At 42.8% G+C, this 18,994-nt stretch carries 21 protein-coding genes and 3 pseudogenes; 6 read left to right on the top strand and 18 right to left on the bottom strand.

Features of this window, described 5'->3' with window-relative positions; all coding sequences use genetic code 11:
* The first annotated feature begins 257 nt into the window (after nucleotides 1-257).
* The gene (locus tag KNP88_RS09635; protein WP_214893487.1) at nucleotides 258-614 is read left to right on the top strand and encodes a hypothetical protein; all 357 of its coding nucleotides are present in this window, start codon (nucleotides 258-260) and stop codon (nucleotides 612-614) included.
* A 513-nt stretch (nucleotides 615-1,127) separates the two neighbouring features.
* Here KNP88_RS09635 and KNP88_RS09640 read toward each other — a convergent pair.
* Entirely contained in the window at nucleotides 1,128-1,457 is a 330-nt protein-coding gene (locus KNP88_RS09640; protein WP_214893489.1) for a winged helix-turn-helix transcriptional regulator, read from the bottom strand.
* A 202-nt stretch (nucleotides 1,458-1,659) separates the two neighbouring features.
* On the opposite strand from KNP88_RS09640, the pseudogene KNP88_RS09645 reads away from it, so the two are divergent.
* A pseudogene (locus tag KNP88_RS09645) lies at nucleotides 1,660-2,313 on the top strand (MFS transporter); the annotation flags it as partial.
* A gap of 37 nt (nucleotides 2,314-2,350) precedes the next feature.
* Here the strand turns inward: KNP88_RS09645 and pdxR are convergent.
* Nucleotides 2,351-3,736, bottom strand: a complete 1,386-nt coding sequence (gene pdxR / locus KNP88_RS09650) for a MocR-like pyridoxine biosynthesis transcription factor PdxR (protein WP_214893491.1) — start codon at nucleotides 3,734-3,736, stop codon at nucleotides 2,351-2,353.
* A gap of 231 nt (nucleotides 3,737-3,967) precedes the next feature.
* Here pdxR and KNP88_RS09655 point away from each other — a divergent pair, with 231 nt between their 5' ends.
* Both KNP88_RS09655 and KNP88_RS09660 read left to right on the top strand, forming a co-directional pair.
* Nucleotides 3,968-4,795, top strand: coding sequence for a dihydrodipicolinate synthase family protein (locus tag KNP88_RS09655; RefSeq protein WP_214893493.1), 828 nt, complete (start codon nucleotides 3,968-3,970; stop codon nucleotides 4,793-4,795).
* 150 nt (nucleotides 4,796-4,945) lie between these two features.
* Nucleotides 4,946-5,569 (top strand): FMN-binding negative transcriptional regulator, encoded by a 624-nt coding sequence (locus tag KNP88_RS09660; protein ID WP_214893495.1) that lies wholly within the window; start codon nucleotides 4,946-4,948, stop codon nucleotides 5,567-5,569.
* Nucleotides 5,570-5,678: 109 nt separating this feature from the next.
* Here the strand turns inward: KNP88_RS09660 and paiA are convergent, their stop codons facing one another.
* Both paiA and KNP88_RS09670 read right to left on the bottom strand, forming a co-directional pair.
* Entirely contained in the window at nucleotides 5,679-6,197 is a 519-nt protein-coding gene (gene paiA, locus KNP88_RS09665; protein ID WP_214893497.1) for a spermidine/spermine N(1)-acetyltransferase, read from the bottom strand.
* Between the two features lie 24 nt (nucleotides 6,198-6,221).
* The gene (locus tag KNP88_RS09670) at nucleotides 6,222-6,674 is read right to left on the bottom strand and encodes a MarR family winged helix-turn-helix transcriptional regulator (RefSeq protein WP_214893499.1); all 453 of its coding nucleotides are present in this window, start codon (nucleotides 6,672-6,674) and stop codon (nucleotides 6,222-6,224) included.
* A 163-nt stretch (nucleotides 6,675-6,837) separates the two neighbouring features.
* Between KNP88_RS09670 and KNP88_RS09675 the strand changes: the two are divergent.
* Nucleotides 6,838-7,398, top strand: a pseudogene (locus KNP88_RS09675) (MFS transporter); the annotation flags it as partial.
* 75 nt (nucleotides 7,399-7,473) lie between these two features.
* On the opposite strand, the gene KNP88_RS09680 reads toward KNP88_RS09675, so the two are convergent.
* Nucleotides 7,474-8,217, bottom strand: coding sequence for a class I SAM-dependent methyltransferase (locus tag KNP88_RS09680; RefSeq protein WP_214893501.1), 744 nt, complete (start codon nucleotides 8,215-8,217; stop codon nucleotides 7,474-7,476).
* A gap of 156 nt (nucleotides 8,218-8,373) precedes the next feature.
* Between KNP88_RS09680 and KNP88_RS09685 the strand changes: the two genes are divergently transcribed.
* Nucleotides 8,374-9,279, top strand: coding sequence for a TerC family protein (locus KNP88_RS09685; protein ID WP_014970243.1), 906 nt, complete (start codon nucleotides 8,374-8,376; stop codon nucleotides 9,277-9,279).
* Between the two features lie 83 nt (nucleotides 9,280-9,362).
* On the opposite strand, the gene KNP88_RS09690 is transcribed toward KNP88_RS09685, so the two are convergent.
* The 13 genes and pseudogenes from KNP88_RS09690 to KNP88_RS09750 all read right to left on the bottom strand — a co-directional run.
* A complete protein-coding gene (locus KNP88_RS09690; RefSeq protein WP_214893503.1) occupies nucleotides 9,363-10,217 on the bottom strand; it encodes a hypothetical protein in 855 nt (284 codons plus the stop codon).
* Between the two features lie 106 nt (nucleotides 10,218-10,323).
* Nucleotides 10,324-10,554: a hypothetical protein gene (locus KNP88_RS09695; RefSeq protein ID WP_251137186.1), complete on the bottom strand. Its 231-nt coding sequence runs from the start codon at nucleotides 10,552-10,554 to the stop codon at nucleotides 10,324-10,326.
* Nucleotides 10,555-10,586: 32 nt separating this feature from the next.
* Nucleotides 10,587-11,336 carry an ankyrin repeat domain-containing protein gene (locus KNP88_RS09700; protein ID WP_214893505.1) on the bottom strand — a complete coding sequence of 250 codons (750 nt, stop codon included), beginning with the start codon at nucleotides 11,334-11,336 and terminating at the stop codon, nucleotides 10,587-10,589.
* Between the two features lie 41 nt (nucleotides 11,337-11,377).
* The gene (locus tag KNP88_RS09705; protein WP_214893507.1) at nucleotides 11,378-12,034 is read right to left on the bottom strand and encodes a UbiA prenyltransferase family protein; all 657 of its coding nucleotides are present in this window, start codon (nucleotides 12,032-12,034) and stop codon (nucleotides 11,378-11,380) included.
* Nucleotides 12,035-12,051: 17 nt separating this feature from the next.
* A complete protein-coding gene (locus tag KNP88_RS09710; RefSeq protein ID WP_214893509.1) occupies nucleotides 12,052-12,666 on the bottom strand; it encodes a hypothetical protein in 615 nt (204 codons plus the stop codon).
* Between the two features lie 66 nt (nucleotides 12,667-12,732).
* Nucleotides 12,733-12,990, bottom strand: coding sequence for a hypothetical protein (locus tag KNP88_RS09715; protein WP_214801365.1), 258 nt, complete (start codon nucleotides 12,988-12,990; stop codon nucleotides 12,733-12,735).
* A gap of 329 nt (nucleotides 12,991-13,319) precedes the next feature.
* Complete coding sequence (gene sstT, locus KNP88_RS09720; protein ID WP_214893511.1) at nucleotides 13,320-14,591, bottom strand: serine/threonine transporter SstT; 1,272 nt, start codon at nucleotides 14,589-14,591, stop codon at nucleotides 13,320-13,322.
* 496 nt (nucleotides 14,592-15,087) lie between these two features.
* Nucleotides 15,088-15,771, bottom strand: coding sequence for a hypothetical protein (locus KNP88_RS09725; protein ID WP_214893513.1), 684 nt, complete (start codon nucleotides 15,769-15,771; stop codon nucleotides 15,088-15,090).
* 66 nt (nucleotides 15,772-15,837) lie between these two features.
* On the bottom strand, nucleotides 15,838-16,527 hold the full coding sequence (locus KNP88_RS09730; protein ID WP_214893515.1) for a hypothetical protein: 690 nt from the start codon (nucleotides 16,525-16,527) through the stop codon (nucleotides 15,838-15,840).
* Nucleotides 16,528-16,942: 415 nt separating this feature from the next.
* Nucleotides 16,943-17,083 (bottom strand): hypothetical protein, encoded by a 141-nt coding sequence (locus KNP88_RS09735; protein WP_214893517.1) that lies wholly within the window; start codon nucleotides 17,081-17,083, stop codon nucleotides 16,943-16,945.
* A 14-nt stretch (nucleotides 17,084-17,097) separates the two neighbouring features.
* Entirely contained in the window at nucleotides 17,098-17,265 is a 168-nt protein-coding gene (locus KNP88_RS09740; RefSeq protein WP_214893519.1) for a hypothetical protein, read from the bottom strand.
* Nucleotides 17,266-17,759: 494 nt separating this feature from the next.
* On the bottom strand, nucleotides 17,760-18,281 hold the full coding sequence (locus KNP88_RS09745) for a DUF421 domain-containing protein (RefSeq protein ID WP_214893521.1): 522 nt from the start codon (nucleotides 18,279-18,281) through the stop codon (nucleotides 17,760-17,762).
* Between the two features lie 127 nt (nucleotides 18,282-18,408).
* Nucleotides 18,409-18,974: pseudogene (locus KNP88_RS09750) on the bottom strand (helix-turn-helix domain-containing protein); the annotation flags it as partial.
* Nucleotides 18,975-18,994: the final 20 nt, after the last annotated feature.

Here is an 18,994-nt window from a genome sequence, read left to right on the forward strand (position 1 = left end):
CCTCCTCATTTCATAGTTCATTAAAAATGTATTTAAAGTGAACTAATGTTAATTCACATTATATAGGACTTTCCATTTACCACCAAGTAAAAACAGAAATTAACGATATTTAATCAGAAATTATCCGATTCGCTTTATTTAACTTAGTTTGACGTGTAAAAATGATAATTACATAACTCGATTTCAGTACCGACAGCTGGTTCGATTTTTGGCATGTCCATCTTGATTTTGACGGACGCGGGAACGGTCACCTTAAAATGCGAAAAGCACATGTCCAGGCACTGTTCCATCTGATGGATGAGTTAAACGCCGCCCTTCAAACGTGGGGGCAGCCGTATCAGCTCTGGATCGAACTGTCCCGGCTGGATGCAGGATTGGACGCCGTTTTTATCCATACAAATAATCCGAACGACGATAATTTTCCGTTTACCGATTCAATTTTAACGGAACCGACCGAAAGATTGCCGGACTATTTGCAAACCATCGAGGGTTTGGAGCAATACGAAATCCGGTTGTCCGAACGAATCACGTATGATCCGTTCGACGACGAACCGGAAGAGATCACGGATCACATTCTCGTCATCGAACGACGAGGGAGTCGTTACCCTCTTTAACCACGTACATACGGACGGTCCTATGAAAGGAACAGTCCGTCGATTGCGACTGACCTTTATATTCTTTTGAACATCATTTTCGAACCGGCAAGGAACATGATCAGAAGTACGCCGCCGAATATGAGATTGATCAGCCAAGGTAATGTTCCTGTGAACACTTCTTTAGCCGCACCGTTGAACCAGTAAGTTAGAGCCGCAAACAACACCACGCTCATCAGCAGGATAAACGAAAAGCCGCTATCCTGCTTTTATGTTTTCTTGGCAATCCCGCAACCGATGAGAAAAACAACCACTGCTCCAATTGCAAAATAAATGTAAAACCAGGCATCGACAGACAGCATAAACAGACTATCCAAACCGACTACCTCCTATTAAGAAGTGAATTTCCTTAATAAGGAATTCGCCTTTTTAACCTCTAATTCTTTTCGCACGGTCAAACACTCCAATCGGACTAACAAAAACGACCGCCTGAAATCAGGACGGTCGTTTTGCTGTGCAGTATGATAGTCCGCTTTAAGAAGTCTCGACTTCCTCGCCCGTCAAATCGATATGTCCTTCGCCCCACGCACACATGGCGTCGAGAATCGGACGCAATGACCAACCGTAGTCGGATAAGGAATAGATGACTTTCGGTGGGACTTGTTCGTAGACGGTCCGGATGATGACACCATCCTGTTCAAGCTCGCGCAATTGCTGCGTCAACATTTTTTGCGTGATGTTCGGCATCAGCTTTTTCAATTCACTTGTCCGGCGTTCCCCTTTGATGAGATGGCACATGATGACGACTTTCCATTTGCCTCCGATGACTTGCAGCGTCGCTTCGACCGGAATGTTATAGGCCATGCTGATTCTTCCTTTCGATTCTTGGAGTACAGCGGGACAGGTACTTTTTAGTGCCTATGGTACTTGAAAGTGCGTACTTCCTTAATTCAACTTGCCACTCTATGATGGGATGCAGAAGCTTCTCCTTTTCATCAAGCAGACTGGGCCCGGTCTGCCGGCAACAAGCTGTTTTTTATTCATTTCAACCTTAGGAGGAATTATCATGAATCAATTAAACCCCCGTTCCGAACAGGAACAGGTTCCTAAAAACGGTCGCCTCGCCCTGCTTGCCCTTGCAATCAGCGCTTTCGGCATCGGAACAACAGAATTCGTCCCGGTCGGATTACTTGCTGCCATCGCCAGCGACTTAAATATCGGCATCACTCTGGCCGGACTGATCATTTCCGGTTACGCGATCGGCGTCGCCGTCGGTGCTCCGATTTTGACTGCCCTAACGAACCGGATGAACCGGAAAACGTTACTGATGGCATTGATGGTCGTCTTTATAGCAGGTAATCTCGTCTCTGCCGTCGCTCCCAGTTTTGAACTGTTGATTGTCGTCCGTTTTATCACCGCATTCTCGCACGGTGTCTTCTTCTCGATTGGTGCGACGATTGCCGTTCAGCTCGTACCGGCAGATAAAAAAGCCAGTACCATCGCCTTGATGTTCACCGGACTGACGGTCGCAACGGTTACCGGCGTCCCGCTTGGTACGTTCATCGGTCAAGCGTTCGGTTGGCGCGCGACGTTCTTCGCAGTCGCCGCATTAGGTCTTGTCTCAATCATCGCCAGTTTCTTCTTAATTCCAAAAGACTTGAAACAATCTCCACCAGCGAAGTTTTCCGACATGTTTAAATTGTTGACGAACGGTCGTTTAGAATAAATGGTTCTTTCCTCATGATTTCTCACTAAGTTTAAGTCCACGCTTCCTTCAACAGCTTCACACCCTCTTCAATATTTTCGTAAGAAAGGTTGCTAAAGCCTAATTTAATAATAGGTTCCGAGGGATGGTTATCAATGAAATAAATAGAAGTCGCGTACACTTTAACCCCGTAGATAGAAGCACGATCAATCAACCATTTTTCTGAACAATTCAAATGTACCTTGACTAACACGTACAAACCCGACTGTTCCCCGATAATAGAGATACTTTGATTGAAGTGACATCGTAAAGCCGAAACTAAACACTGCATTTTCCGCTTATAAACTAACCTCATTCGCTTAATATGGCGATCCCATTCACCTAAATCCATAAATCTCGACATTGTTAATTGGTGTTGTAGTGAGACGGTACTCTCAAAGTTAAGAAAATTACTTTTGTATCGTTCTACTAGTAAGTGGGGGAGTACCATGTAACTCAATCTGATTCCTGGAAGCAAAGATTTAGAAAAATTCCCTAAGTAAACAACTCTTGATGAATCGATAGCGGCCAACGCTGGAAATGGTTGCTGTGTGTAACGGAATTCACTGTCATAATCATCTTCAATAATGAACCCCTTAACTTTATTCGCCCAATGGATGAGCAACTGTCTTTGCTGGATTGACATACTTACGCCTAGTGGACTTTGATGAGATGGAGTGACGTAAATCAATTTTGATTTCATTTTTTCTAGTTCAGAAAAGTCAGCACCTCTCTCGTCAATCGGCAATGTCTCAATTTTATAACTATGAAATTGAAAAGCCTCCTTCGCTCCGTCGTAACCCGGATCTTCAACAATAACACCTTCGTACTCCGCCTTCAGAATTTGACCAAGATAGATTAATAACTGTTGTGTACTGCTACCGATGACAATGGCATCTGGTTCTATTTTTACACCACGTGATTGGAATAAATAGATGGAAATTTGCTGGCGTAGATCCATTTCTCCGAAGACTTCACCATATTTAAAACAATCTGATAATGTAAGAACTTGATTTGATAATTTTCGCCAAATTTTTAAAGGAAAGTGGGTTTGATCGACAGCTCCTGCTCTAAAATCAATTCTGACAGCTACTTCATTTTTTTTCAGGCTTTTATTAATAAGGCTAGGAATCTCTTGTTTTTGAATTAAACGCGGCTCTAGTTCGTTGACATAGTATCCTTTCCGTCCTTCTCCACGAACATAGCCTTCCGCCACGAGCTGTTCATAAGCCGTTAAGGTGGTGTTACGACTAGTCTGAAGGGAATCAGCTAATTGCCGAATAGAGGGTAACCGATTGTGTGAAGGAAGATCGCCACACTCAATATAAGACTTAAGCTGCTCGTATATTTGCTCGTACTTAGGGGAACCCTCATTTAGAACAAATATCATATTTTTCATTTTCAATACTCCTTGACATGTTTAATTGTTCTTAACTGTACCTTTTTAGATGTCAACTTGCATAGTAGAATCTTTGTAGCAAGCAATCCTGATGTTACTACCGAATATTGAATGGTTTTTTGTTTTATCTTATCTCTAAAAACTCTAATGAGTTGAATGAAAATCTGATCTAAAACTTTTGAGTTAAGAAAATATCTTGACCTGTGTAGGAAATGGAAAGGAAGTCATACGATGCTAACTGAAACGATACATATTGCAGTGCCAACAGCTTTTTTAGAAGACGAATCCTTGAATATTCAAGGAACTATAAGTCATATAAAAAATCTCTATGAGCAAGGAATTAAGTCTGTTCTCGTCTCTGGTAGTACTGGCGAGCAACACAGCCTAAATCTCCAGGAGAAGATTGAGCTGATAAATGCAATAGAAATAGAGGAAGAATTTATTACAAATATGGAAATTATATTTGGGATATCTTCAATCCGGCAAAAAGAAGCTGAGAAGTTAGCCGAGAATATTCGTCACACTAGATTATCCGGTATCTTGATCGGATACCCGCCGTACATTATACCTTCCCAAGAAGAAGCAGTGATTTATACAAAAAAAATTATACAACTTGCCAATAAACTTGCTATTTTGTATAACAACCCAAGAAGAACAGGATTTGATTTATCTGAGAAGAGTATCATTGAATTGAGCAAAGAAGAATTGATGGTCGGAATAAAAGACGTTGGTAATAAAGAAAAAATCGAACGAATAAAAAACGGTATGCATCGCAAGGATATATACTTTTATATGGGTGGAGAAGAAAATGCTGAAGAAAAAGTAACCTATGGATATGACCGTCTTTCTTCCATAGCGGGAAATGCTTATCCCTTAGAAATTAGTCATTGGTTTCAACAATTGATGAAAAATCAAAGGCGGAGTGAACAAGAAACTAAAACGGTAGATAGCATCTTAAAAGAGATATATGACGGTAATGCAATTGTGAATTTGAAGAAACACATTAATCAAAACGGAACTCCGATGGGTATCTGTAGAAGTCCGATAGGAAACATTTGACTCATATGAAGAGATCACCTCTAAATTTTAAGCACACTTTAGATTTTTTCAAGAGTATACATTGGACTTCTGAAACTACGATTTTATTTTGAGGTAGATCTTCGTATATATCTTATTTTTTTACATCACTTATAGAAGGAGCGTATCATCATGTATATTCCAAAATATTATAAGGTAACAGATTTTGAGGAGATTCGTGAATTTATTCAACACCATTCATTTGGCACACTTGTCTCAACAAGAAAAGGAAGACCCATCGCGACCCATGTACCATTACAATTGATTAAGGAAGAAAAGGATTACTATATAACCGGTCATGTTGCTTACGGAAATCCTCAATGGCGGACGTTTGAAACATCTGGAGATGTTTTAGTCATATTCCAGGGCCCGCATGCTTACGTCTCTTCCTCTTGGTATGGAGAGGAGAATGTACCGACATGGAACTATCAAGCAGTCCATGTTTATGGTTCTGCCAGCATTTTAAAAGAAGAAGCCTTAAAACAGGATCTAACAAAGCTATTGAATAAGTATGAAGGACACCGTGAGAACCCGATTTCTTTCGAATCCCTATCTCCTGAGTTGCTGGAAAAAGAAATGAAGGGAATTGTTGGATTTAAGATTCATGTAAAGGAGGTCCAGGCCGCCTTTAAAATGAGTCAGAATAGGAATGAAAAGGATTATCGGAATATCGTGGAGAAGTTACGAAACGAAAAAGATCCGAACTCAAAACAAGTAGCAAATGCGATGAATAAAAACTTAAAGGGTTCGCTATAAACTAATCATGACATGATAAAAAGGTATTGCTTTGGAAAAACTTTCAGAGCAGTACCTTTTCCTTTTTAATGTTTTAATTGTGGATAGTGATCATTTTTTCTCTCAACAATTAATAGAGCGTCCGAACCATGATCAAATCAATCTGTTCATCATCACCCATAAAGAAAGAATGGGAACCGGTTTGTACAAATCCTTTTTTCTGATAAAATGCGAGGGCATTCTCATTGTCTTCCCAGACACCTAACCAAATATTCTTTTTTTGCTGTTCCATCGCAATTTCAACTGCTTTATCCATCAGCAGCTTCCCAAGCCCATGCTTTTGAAATGCCTTCTTGATATAAATCCGTTCCACTTCAAGAAAATCACTGCCCATTGCTTCGGTCTGCGCGTCATCTGTATTGACCTTCAGATACCCGGCAACTTCTTCATTGACAGAAACAAAAAAGAATTGAGAAGAAGGGTTGGCTACTTCCTGTCCTAATTGTTTCAAATTATAAGCCTTCTCTAAGTAAGCCTGCAGGTGTTCTGGAGAATTTTGCTCTTGGAATGTCTCTGTAAAAGTCGTGATGCTAATGTTTTGGAGTTTCGGAAGTTCTTCTTGGGTACATTTTTTTATCATCGTTGTCATGGCAATCAATCGCTCCTTCAATTTTTAATAGTTTCGCTTGTTCCCTTTTTTAACGAATTCCCAGTCCTTCTCGACATTGTTCCGAATGCGTTGTAACAAATTGAATGCCATTTCTTTTTCGTCTTCGGAAAAATCTTGCAAGGCAATCTGACTCGAATGCGTATTCTCACTCTTGATGAAAGGGTAAATACTTTCACCTTTTGGAGTAGGAAAGAGTCTTTTGTTCTTTTTATTTTTCGGATCAATTTGCTTTTCAATGAATCCGTTCATTTCTAATTTTTGAATGGCTCGAGTAGCAGTCGAACGATCGACCTTGATCATATTTATCAATTGTTCCTGAATAATTCCAGGGTTCTCACAAATCCGCATTACATACAAGTATTGACCCTTAGTCAGATTATGCTCTTTAAATTCGATGTTGCTAATAGAATCTAAAGCACGCGCTATCATTCCGATTTCGCGCAAAATATTTGTCATAACAAATCTCCTTTCAAAAGTGATGGTTGCATTTGCAACAAAAAAGAGGTCTATAAAGAATTTATCTCAATTTAGTTGCAAATGCAATAAAAATAATGAGAGCGGATTTCAAAAGGTATATCTGTTTGCTTACAATTGATAATGTGAATTTTGATTTATATAAAACGGTCGTTTAATGCTCGGTTTCCTGATCACCGCCCTCGGGTACGGTGGAACGTTCGTCGCCTTCACCTACTTGACGCCGATCATGCAGGACGTGACGAAAATCAGTCCGAGCCTGATCAGCATCATCCTGCTCGTCTACGGAATCGCGGTCGCGATCGGCAACGCCGTCGGTGGAAAACTCGCCAACGGCAACCCGATCAAAGCGTTGTTCTATATGTTCATCGTCCACGCGATCGTCATGATTGCGATGTCGTTCATGATTCCGTTTAAAGTCGCCGGCATCCTCGGCATCATCCTGATGGGACTGCTTGCGTTCATGAATGTCCCGGGACTCCAGCTCTATATCGTTCAGCTCGCTGAAAAATATGTCCCGGCAGCGGTCGATGTCGCGTCCGCGTTGAACATCGCCGCTTTCAATATCGGGATCGCCCTCGGTGCGACGATCGGCGGACTTGTCGCCGACACGATCGGACTCGTCCACACACCGTGGGTCGGTGGCATCATGGTCATCCTCGCCGTCATCCTGACTGCCGTCTCCCGTCGTCTTGAACGCCTGTAAAAATGAACTTTCATATTTACGACAAAAACCGATAATCGTCAAACAAACCCAGCATCCGTAAATGGACGCTGGGTTTTATGTCGTCGCGACGAGTGTGAATTCCCACGGGATGTTTTCGCCGTTCCAGCCCCGATGTTCGTCCAGTTGTGCGAGGGTGAAGCCGATTCGGATGACCGTGTTTACGATCTCACTCATCGTATAGTGCCGCAACATCACCTTCGGAAACTCCGTTTGTTCAGCCGGATCAAAATGTGATTGATAGGCGATTTTGTCTTCGTACACATCCTGATCGAAATAACGCGGGATGTACGTGTCTTCATCAATACAATGTTTGATCGGGTGATAGTCGCTTAAAATCAGCTTGCCGCCCGGCTTGAGCAAGGCAAACAAAATCGACGTGAATGCCTCCAGTTCATGAAAATAATGTAATGTCCCGCCTTCAAGATACAAGATATCGAACTGATGCCGGTACGTCTTCAAATTAATTTCATAGATATCTCCAACGATATACTCGAGTTGCGTCCCGGCACAGGCGGCAAGCTCAAGCGCATAACGGCGGTTTTCTTCCGAGATGTCGAAGACCGTGACATCAGCACCGAGTAACGCCAGCGGAACCGCTTTGCGTCCGTTCGAGCCGCACAAGTTGGCAATCCGCTTGCCAATCACTTCCCCAAAATAATGCTGATGTTTCTTCAGGCTCGCTTTCGGATCTGCCAGGATTGCTTTCGCCTTGTCCGTCGGCGTCCCGTCGCGTTGATTCCAAAATTCATAAGCCCGGTATTCCCAGGCGGTTTTGTTGATGGCACTTGTTTTTTCCATACCAGTCTCCCCTTTTGACGTTCCTTTTGATTTTAAGGCGAAAAAGTGTCTGACTGATTTTTTAAACAAAAGCAGCACACTTCTCTCTTTACTTTAAGTTCATTTGAACCTATAATTGAAATATGAACAGAACACACTTTAAAGGAGGAAGCGCTGTTGACACTATTGATTGTATTTTTAGCGATCGTCTTCATCATGCTCGCATTGGACCTTGGCGTGTTTCACAGGAAAGCCCATGAGGTCTCGCTCCGCGAAGCCTGGACGTGGACGTTCGTCTGGATCGGACTCGCCGTCGCCTTTGGCGGTTGGTTATTTTATGCGCAAGGCAGCGACGCTGCAATTGAGTACACGAGCGTCTATTTCATCGAAAAGGCACTTGCGATTGATAACGTCTTCGTCTTCTCACTCGTCTTTGCGTACTTTGCGATTCCGTTGAAGTATCAGCACAAAGTCCTGTTTTGGGGCATTCTCGGTGCCATCCTCTTCCGCGTCATCTTCATCGTCGCCGGAGTGTCGCTTCTTGATAACTTTGCTTGGGTCTACTACATCTTCGGTGCGTTCCTCGTCTACACCGGTTACATGATGTTTAAGAACATCGGGCAGGAAACGTCGCTTGAAGAGAACAAGACGGTCCGTTGGCTTGAAAAACGTTTGCCGATTACGCAAGACATCTCGTCCGGTAAGTTTACGCAGCGGATCAACGGCAAATTGTTCTTCACACCGCTGTTGATCGCGTTGATCTTTATCGAAATCTCGGATATCGTCTTCGCCGTCGACTCGGTCGCAGCAAGCTTTGCCTATTCGCGTGACCCGTTCATCATCTTCTACGCCAACATCATGGCAATCCTCGGACTCCGCAGTCTCTACTTCGTCCTCGCGAACCTGATCGACCGCTTCTACTACCTGAAGCACGGACTCAGCTTCATGCTCGTCTTCATCGGAGCGAAGATGATTCTCGGTGATGTCTACAAAATGCCGATCTGGATGTCGCTTGGTACGATCGTCCTCGTCATCCTGATCAGCGTCTTCTACAGTTTCTATAAAACAAAGCCAGGAAAATAACCGATGACAGGAAAGGGAGAATGATTCTTCCTTTCCTGTTTGTTTACGTAAAAACAGCACCCCGGCAGGATGCTGTTTTATATTTACTTCTTCATATACCGTTCAATGATTTTCGTGTACAACGCGTCTAATCGGGCGTTTTCCTTGACGACGATTGTGTCTTTCGCATACGTAAAGAGTTCGTTCGCTTCTTCGAATTTACCGGCGTAAATCAACAGGAACATCTTGCCACGCGTGTCCCCCAACCGTTCTGACGATTCTTCCCGTGCGTTTAACATCCGTTCACTGTTAAGGTCGATAATATCCGCTTTTGCATCCTTGCTGTAATGGTTTTCCGTTAAATAGTTGTCCAAGCGCGTGAGATAGTCCCGGTAGCTGATCAGCGTCAACGATTTGCTGATCGAACCGTACTGGCTTTCAAATGAGAGAACTTGTTGTTGCTCATAGTCTGTGATGACTTTGTACAGAGCTTGGCCCTGTTTCAACAACGCTTTTGATTTCGCCTTCAAGCGTGCCGTCTCTTTCTTTAAGGCCGCGACACGTCGATCCGTTATCTTTTTCTCCTTCGCCGTGTTTACTTCAGGAATGAATTTTTTTAGTGCTTTGACTTCTTTGACCGCAGCTGCATGGTCTTTTTTATACGACTCGACTTTTTTATTATACCGTTCGACTTGTGCACGGTAGACAGGATCAGTCACATAGTCCGGCACCTTGAAGCCGCCGAATCGATCCATGTGAAAGAGGGTGCTATCGTATGAAGCAACAGCTTTCAGTTGTTTCGCACGATATTTTTTATAATCCGTCTTCTTCTTCACGACTTGAGTCGTCTTTGTTTTTGTCGCTGCATCCGCGACTCCCCCCTGAAAGGAAGCCCCTGTCAATACAAGCGCTGTCACGACACCGCTTGCTAACACATTCCGAAATGTTACTTTTTTCATATGAACCCACCCTTTTAAATAAAATTAAGTCAATATCAGGATAAATATTCCATCTCTTATTTTATCATCAGACATTTGAATCGACCTACAACTTTTTTAACCGTTTTTACTTTAATTTTTCTTCCGGGATGAGGAGAAAAATCCCGACAATGATTAAGATGCCAAATAAGACATAATCCATTACCGGAAGGCCGCCTCCCCAAGCAAGATCCCCGTCATTCGTAGCGATATATGCTCCTGCTTCTGCAATCGTGTCTGTCATCTTGTCGAGTTGAATAATCAGCATGCCAAACAAGATCGTTTGTACAATAATGATGAGACCAATCCATTTTTTCATCTTATTTCCTCCTATGTATGGTTTGTAACAGCTTAATGATTTCCGGATACCGGAGTTTCAATGCAAAGGCGAGCGCCGTTCGCCCTTTTGCATCCTGATGATCCCGCTCTGCACCGTGTGCCAGCATGTCCGTCAATACCATACTGACTGGCGAGCATCAGCGCTGTATTGTTAGCGTCTAACGTATTTTCGATTTCGATGTCTGCTCCTGCCGCCAGTAACGCTTCCACCACTTTGACATGCCCTTCTCCCGCTGCGAGGTGCAATGGTGTGAATCCGTTCATTTCGATGCGATTGACATCAGCTCCCGCCGCTGCCAACATGACAATCTTCTTTGTTTTTCCTTCCTGCGCCGCATAATGCAGAGGTGTATATCCTGCTCCGTCGTCCGTCTGCCAGTCAACACGTGCCTGATCTTCAAGTAAACGACGCAAGACTCGTTTGTTGCCAGAGCGCGCGGCGATGAAGTGCACCGCCGTGAATCCGTGTCCGTCAAAATCAAGAGCGGCACCACGGTCAATCAGTTGCATCGCGATAGCGGACCGGTTTTCATACAACGCAAGGTGCAACGGCATTAACCCGTCCCGGCTCCGTCGGTTGATGTCTGCCCGGTGGTCAAGTAACAGCGTGACGATGTCGTCATTCCCTTCCTCGATTGCCCAGTGCAATGCCGAATTTCCTTCTTCATCCAGTGCATCCAGATCGTCCCCGCGGTCGATACACTTTTTTACCTTTTTGATGTTTCCGTAAAAAGCATGGTCCTGCAGTGATTTTTTAGGCAAGCTGATTTCCCCTTTTTAGATATTGTAAAAATTGAATGCAATCACCAATCTTCTTCTGAATACTCTTGCAACGGACTGGTTTCAATCGTCGGTGCACCTTCATTTGCTTTCTTTGAAGGGTACAAGTAATGCTTTACAACTAGTAAAAGAAGAACAATTGACGACAGAATGCAGCTAGTCGCATAAACCGGTTGCAGGACATTTTTCAGTCCGAAGACTGACAGAACTTGTAACAGTGTCAGGATAAAAAGCGTCAGGTGGAAATACTTGCGCACAATTTTCGGAATACCGGTTTTCCCATAAATCCCCCACCAGACATATAAACTTAAGCTGAATGCCACGACGTTCGGAATCGTATAGGGACTGACGAACAGTAAAATACCCATTAAAAGCATCAACCAGGCATAACGAATCGCCTGCTTAAGAAAGGTTGAATCGATTCCTTCGTCACCGTTGACGATTGCTGCTTCCTCTTCCGCTGTCAACGACCGAAAGCCAAGTGCTTTCTTTTCTTCCGCCAAGTGCCGCATTCTTTTTTGCATGCCGATGTACAGCGGATACCGTTCTTTCGTCATTTCGCCGTCATTCGATTGACCGCTTTCGTTCTCCTGGATAAAACCCTGATGCAGCGTCCGACCAATTCGGTAACAGACCCAGTGGTCAACCTGCCGACCGTTTTCCCGTTTCAAATAAATCATTTGTTTCGCCTCGTCCTTCATAGAGTAACTTTCTTCGTCTCTTCTTCTTTTAGCGTTTGAATCACATGCAACAGTAAGAGAAAACCGGAGACGAGGCACACCGTACCGCTGATCGAAAGATTAATCGTGTTTAAGTAGTCTTTTGACGTGCCGCCCAAGGGAATCAGCATGATGGCTCCGTACCAGCGATAGAAACGGGCACGGCTCGATTTCCCTTCATCCATCGGCCAAACCCACGGGAGATAAAATAACGGAATATAACCTGGGACGGGCAACACTCCCGTCAGTGATGACAGTCCACAAAGCATCGTGAACAGTGCGACAAATACTTTCCGTTTTTTACTGCGACGTTCAATCCATTTGTCCATCGTTTTTGACGAAGGGAAATCTGACTTGAAGTAGCCATCCGCTTTCTTTAGGCGAATCCATTCTTTCTTTTGCCGATATGCTGCTATTACGTGCCGACATTTGACTACCACGGTCGCTGCTTCAACATTGACCTGGACTAGTTCGTCACTTCCCTCTTGCTTCTCCTTACTGGCAATCCCTTCCCGGTAAAACAACGTTCGTCCTTCCTGGTGATAGACGATGTGGTGCACTTGATCGTCGATTTGTTTTAATAATTGAATCATCGTGCTCTCCCTTTACTCCGCTTTATGTACTACTTCCAAGATGAGTCAATTCCTCATCTCGATCGTTTACCAGACAGAATTGACATAGTACAGTACGAACAGTCCTCCTGCGATACATATATAACCATACTGTCTGACGGTCAACGAACAAAAAATGATCGTTCCGATTGAGAGTAGGATGCCAAGAACGAATGAATCGATGTTGTCGACGTAACTCCCATGTCCCTCTAACGGCGTCTGCTTCGCATGCTTCGACCGGATGAAGTACGTTCCTACTATCAATAAGAAGAGACCGGCAACAAGACCGATGAATGGTAAGGTCATAAATATTTCCTCCAAGATATGTATCGTGTTCTATTAGTAGCTCGGTTCGTTTCATAAAAACATTATACTACTAACAAATACGATATTTTCCTTTATTAAGTTTCATTTATGAAAAAAAACCCAAATATTTAACTCATGCAGATGATGCTCCCTACCGATACCATTTCCTCACGCTAACGTTGAGCGGCCCTGTCAACACCCATTCTTGGAATACGACATCCATGTCAATCAAGGCTGGCCGATCCGTCTAAAGAAAAAAGGTTAAAACACATCCCATTCGGGTGGTTTTAACCTTTTTTGTAGCATCACCGATACTATTTACAATCGAATCAGCTATTGACGACTTTTTCAGTTGTTTCTGCAGCCATGACCGATCGGTTGATTGACAGTTGTTTCCCTTCTTTTAAACGTTTTTTGAATTCAGCTGTCGCCGTAAACAGAACGTCTGTCGAAGAGTTAAGACCTGTCTCAAACGAATCTTGCAAGACTCCGATAATGAAACCGACGGCTACAACCTGCATCGCTATATCATTTGAAATACCGAATAGACTACATGCGAGCGGAATCAGGAGGAGTGATCCGCCTGCGACACCGGAAGCCCCGCACGCACAGACCGCAGCCAGGACGCTTAAGATGATCGCTGTCGGAAGATCGACTTGGATGCCTAACGTATTTACCGCTGCGAGCGTTAAGACGGAAATCGTAATTGCCGCGCCGCCCATGTTAATTGTAGCACCGAGCGGAATGGAAATCCCGTATGTTTCTTTATCAAGGCCAAGCTTCTTACAGAGTTCCATGTTGACCGGAATGTTTGCTGCCGAGCTCCGTGTGAAGAAAGCCGTAATGCCGCTCTCACGAAGACACTTGAAGACAAGCGGATAAGGATTTTGACGAACATTGATGAATACAATCAGCGGATTGATGATCAGTGCAACAGCGAGCATAGAACCAATCAAGACGAGTAATAAATTGAGGTAACTAAGCAAAGAGCTGAGACCATTTTCCGTGATCGCTCCGATGACAAGCCCCATGATACCGAGCGGAGCGAGCTTGATGATCCATCCGACCACTTTAGCGATTGCGTCCGAGAAATTCGAGATGAACGTCTTCGTCGTATCCGAAGCATTTTTAAGCGCTAACCCTAAGACGATGGCCCATGCTAGAATACCGATGTAGTTCGCATTGATTAACGCGTTGACTGGATTGTCGACGATGTTCAAAACGAGCGTCCGGAGAACTTCGACGGCATTCCCTGGAGCAGTCAGTTCTTCTGTATTTTGAGTCAGAGTAATATCTACCGGGAACAGGAAGCTAAACACGACTGCCACGATTGCTGCTAAGAACGTACCGAGAAGATACAAAAAGACGATTGACTTCATGTTCGTCTGCTGTCCTTTTTTATGCTGGGCAATCGACGCCATGACGAGGAAGAAGACCAGGACCGGTGCAACTCCCTTCAACGCGGAAACAAACAGTGTCCCAAAAATCGTTAAGGATTTTGCGGCTTCAGGAATCGATACAGCTAAAATAATACCAAGAATCAAGCCGATTGCAATTTGTTTCACTAAACTGATTTGGTTCCACATCTTCAACACTTTCATACTTTCCCCTCCAGGCTTAAAGCAAATAAATTATTTAGAATTTGAAAAACGACGATTTTCTCTTTTATCCAAAAAATCAGATAATCTATTCGTTCATTTTTCTAAAAATTCTCTCAGTTTGTTGTCCTCTATTTTTACACAAAACCTAAGAAATAAAAACTAGTTTTTTGCAAGAGAAACGATTCATTTAATCTGCTGCTTTAATCGAATATGATTGCAATCGTTTGCATCAATAAAAAAGGAGGACATCTCATGGCGAGACGTCTCCCTAGACTTTTCTTCTTTTCCCGTTAGATATTGTACTTCAATTTACCAGAACCAATAACAAGCCAGTCAGACTGATGCTGATTGTCCGGACAAAACTATTTGATTGCAACCGATTAAACAAAAAGGCCACGACCGTTCCGATACAGGTAGCTATACACAGATCATACAAAACGTGCTCCACTCTCATTCCTCCATGTTCAGTTTCAACCTTCTTTTACGTGTACCAGGATTAATCGGTTTCGTCATCTAGTAACCAGTCATCATTAATTTGCGAAATGACGGTCCCTTTCGGAAACCGGGGCATCAGGTGTTCGATTGGTATATAGCTTTCATCGTTTGACAGCAGGTAAAAACCGTTGCCATCGTGGGCAATCTTAAAACAGGTCATGTTTGGATGCATGGTCAGCACACCAATCGGACGGATCAGTTTTAATCGCCACCATTTTGTCTCCCCTAATTTAAATGACAAGTTATCCGAGTACGAGATCGTATAAAACAGATTTTCCGATGCCAGCCAGTAGGTTTTGTTCAGGACAAGACGCAGTTCTTCTGCATTTTGAACAGTAATCGTATAACACGGATGGTATTCCTTATAACGGACTTTCACCTCTCCACTTCGAAACTGTGTATCTAAATCCAATACGACATATGAAAGCTTATTTTGCTTGAAAAACGCGTCATGTTCTTCATGTAGTCCATACTCATCCACGAAACTGATATAGAGTGGAAACACCTGTTGATGGATTAAGAATTCGATTAAAAACTCTTTGTTTTCATCTGCTTCGTCTTTTTCAATTCGGCTTACATCAATGAAATAAGCTGTCTTCAACTCTCCACTCATTTCAAACGGGTATCTTAAGTTCATCGCATCCTTTTCGATAATCTTTTCTTCCGTAATCATGATTTCTGCCATTTTGTTCTCCTTACTGAGACACAGCTTTTTTATTCTCTAAAGTGCAAATGATGCAGAAGACGAAATTTAAATGTCTTTCTCTTGATCCTCTGTATGTAATATCTCATCTTCTATTATTTCATCGTTGACTTGCGTAACAACCATTTGATCCGGCAAACTGGCGATCAGTCTAGCAAGAGAAGCATACTGCGTATTCCGGCTGAGGATACAAAATCCTACCCCGTCATAATCAGTGGTGATGTAGGTCTTTGAAGCATTAAAATCAAATACAGCGATGGATCGTCTTCTTTTGACGCCCCATTCTAAGAAATCTCCCCATTCAAACATTAAAGAATCTGAATGACTGATGCAGTAGAATACATTTTCAGATGCGAGCCAGTACGTTTTGTTTAATACAAGCCGCAAGTCAGCAATATTTTGGATTTTTGCCGTAATACAAGAATAATAGTTGTACCGTTTATACCCGTAAGATTTCAAGTTGCCGCCACAGTCGTCAACCGTATAGTCAATCTGATGTTGTTGAAAAAAGGTCGTAAAGTCTTCAGACAGTTCATACTCGTCGACAAAATGCACATACAACGGAAAGACCGCTTGATGCGTTAAGAATGCCATTAAAAAATCTCGACCTTCTTCGACGTGTCCTTCTCCGCTTAAACGATGCACAACAGGTAAACCTCCATCAAACCGATGGGGATGCACTAAATCTTCTATGAAATTTGTGGTAACAGGTTCTTCTATAATCAGGACTTCTATCATTTTATGCTCCTTACCGGAAAAAAATGTGCACTACCTATAAAGAATAACGGAACATGTCTAAGGTTTCCATTTTTTCTAATATAAAGTCTATTCTTTGATATACTACATGATAGATTCACCTTGAAAGGATGAGCTTGATGTGGAAAGCGATTTTTTTCTGTCTAGCTCTGCATTACCCTACCGCTTCTGCTGATTGCCGTCTTTACGGTTTTTTAACCGCGCCTAGCTGTGGATAAGAGCGCTCTTATCATGCTCGTTATTCTGTTCATTGTTGCAATTGGTAATATCTATCTCGGTACCCGGATTTGGAGACGACTTGAAGATAAACTATATAAACGGAAGCATTTTATGTAAAAAGCGCAGATCCTCCTGTTCACTTAAAAACAGAGCATCTGCGTTTTTTGTTTCTAATGCCTTACGAAAGAGTGCCGACGGGATACTTGACGAGTGTTGTTGTCCCCGTCATCGTGTCTTTGATGTCAAAGAAACCGTTTTGAAGCTCGTCTTCGCCAAGGACAATGACTTCCGGAATGTTTTCCCGGTTGACCCGCTCCATCGCTCTATTGACTTCTACCCGGATAGTTCCACTTCGACCGGGCGTCCCGCTTTTCTCAAACGGACGGCCAATTTCATTGCTTGCGGGATCGTACCGACCGGAATGATGTACAGGTCCGTTGTTACATATTTACTGATGCGATACGCCTGTTCAAAAGCATAAAAAAATAACGTCCAAACCAAACGAAATCTCAACGACCGAAAACGTCTGTCCGGATTTCAACAATCCTCCGATTGCATTAACATACCGACCTCCACTGCCGATGCTTGAGTCCTTTGAAGTACTCAATCGTCCATTCTGATTTCGATTCAATGAACGACCTGATGTCTAAAGGACAGTTCTCGACCAATTCCAGTTCAATCAATTCATGTATCATCGCTTTAACAGAAACTTTCTCCATATTAATTTTCTGGTTATTTTTCTCTTTTTATGAATCCAAGTGGAGGAACTGGACGAGTCATGACAACTGCTTCTTTTGAAATTATGCTCCTTTAGTGAGGATAGACGGAGGAAATCTTTTACTTTTCATTCCTTCGTTACCTACATCTAGCTGAAAAATCCACAATGAACTTGTCAAAGAAAAGGAATACATACAAAAGAAAAAGAGTTGCATAGCAAAGGCTTTACTTGTGTCTTCTTAATATAGAATGTAAAAAAATCGTTTTTAGCTTAAATTTCAAGACTTGTTTCGGCTCGCTATATTTGACTGTACATGTGATAAAGTATCCTCTAGTTCTCCTTTAATAATTGATAAGCTACCGTCTGTTTCAAGAACAACAGCTTTCACCTCCTCTAATCCCCCGATTCCTTTATTACGCATAGCTTGTAAGATTTCGTTCTTGCTGATTCTTTCTTTTTTCATAGCCCTTTCAAGAAATTCGCCTCTTAAATATAGCAATCGTGGTTCTGACTTAATGAGTTTATTGAATTTTTCAAAACGAACAGCTATGAATGTCATTATGAATTGCATTAAAATTAATAGAGTAAGTGCAGTCAATCCTTCTAATAAACTGACATCCTTACTAAGTAAAATAGTAGATAAAGTAGAACCAAGTGCGACTGTAATCACTAAATCGAAAGCGTTCAACTTAGTTAATGTCCGCTTCCCAGAAATTCGTAAAAAAATTATTAGACTGATATAAGCTAAAAATCCTACAGTGGTAATGCGTATAAAACTCTCTATTGTTATTGAAAACATTTAGTCATCCCCTGTCTTTTCAAAATTTCATGCTACTGAACCGTTAGTTCAGTCTGTAGTGGAAAGGCTCAAATTGAACTACCTCTACCTACGCTTCGCTTAGTGGTTAAGGTCTTGCCGTACCATTCCTCTGTGTATTCGAGCATGCGGAAAGTTTTCCTTTCTTGTCCAAGGCCAACCGTTGACGACGAGAAAGCTTGCGTTGCTCACGCGCCAGCTTTTTCTCAAGCGAACGAAAAAAAACGGTCATTCTTGTACACCGTGCCATTCGACAGGATGGCGAAGGTCTTGAGTCCGACATCGACGCCGACGGATGAGCCCGTCTTCGGGAAGTTGAGACTTGCCCTGAATGTTCGTCCTATACGATTGAACAGGGTTGCACTTTGACTTGAAGCGTGGCCGTTCGTTCAGCTTCTTGAAGAAGCGGTCAAAAGCACCGTCAAGATGTTTGACGTTCGTTTGAATAGACGTGCTATCAACTTCTTTCAACCAGTCGAACGCCTGCTTCAACATCGGAATTTCTTCCGAACAAGAACCGTAAGACAGTCCTTTTCCTGTCATTTTGTATGTCTCATCCCACTTCAATAAGAAGTGATTGAAGATGAAGCGCGAACAACCAATGGTCTTCGCTATCAGGATTTCCTGTTCTTTTGTCGGGTATATTCTGAAGTTGTAGGCCTTGTGTGTCAACATGATGTTCCTCTCCTTGCAAC

Source organism: Exiguobacterium sp. H66 (assembly GCF_018618705.1).
Classification (GTDB): domain Bacteria; phylum Bacillota; class Bacilli; order Exiguobacteriales; family Exiguobacteriaceae; genus Exiguobacterium_A; species Exiguobacterium_A oxidotolerans.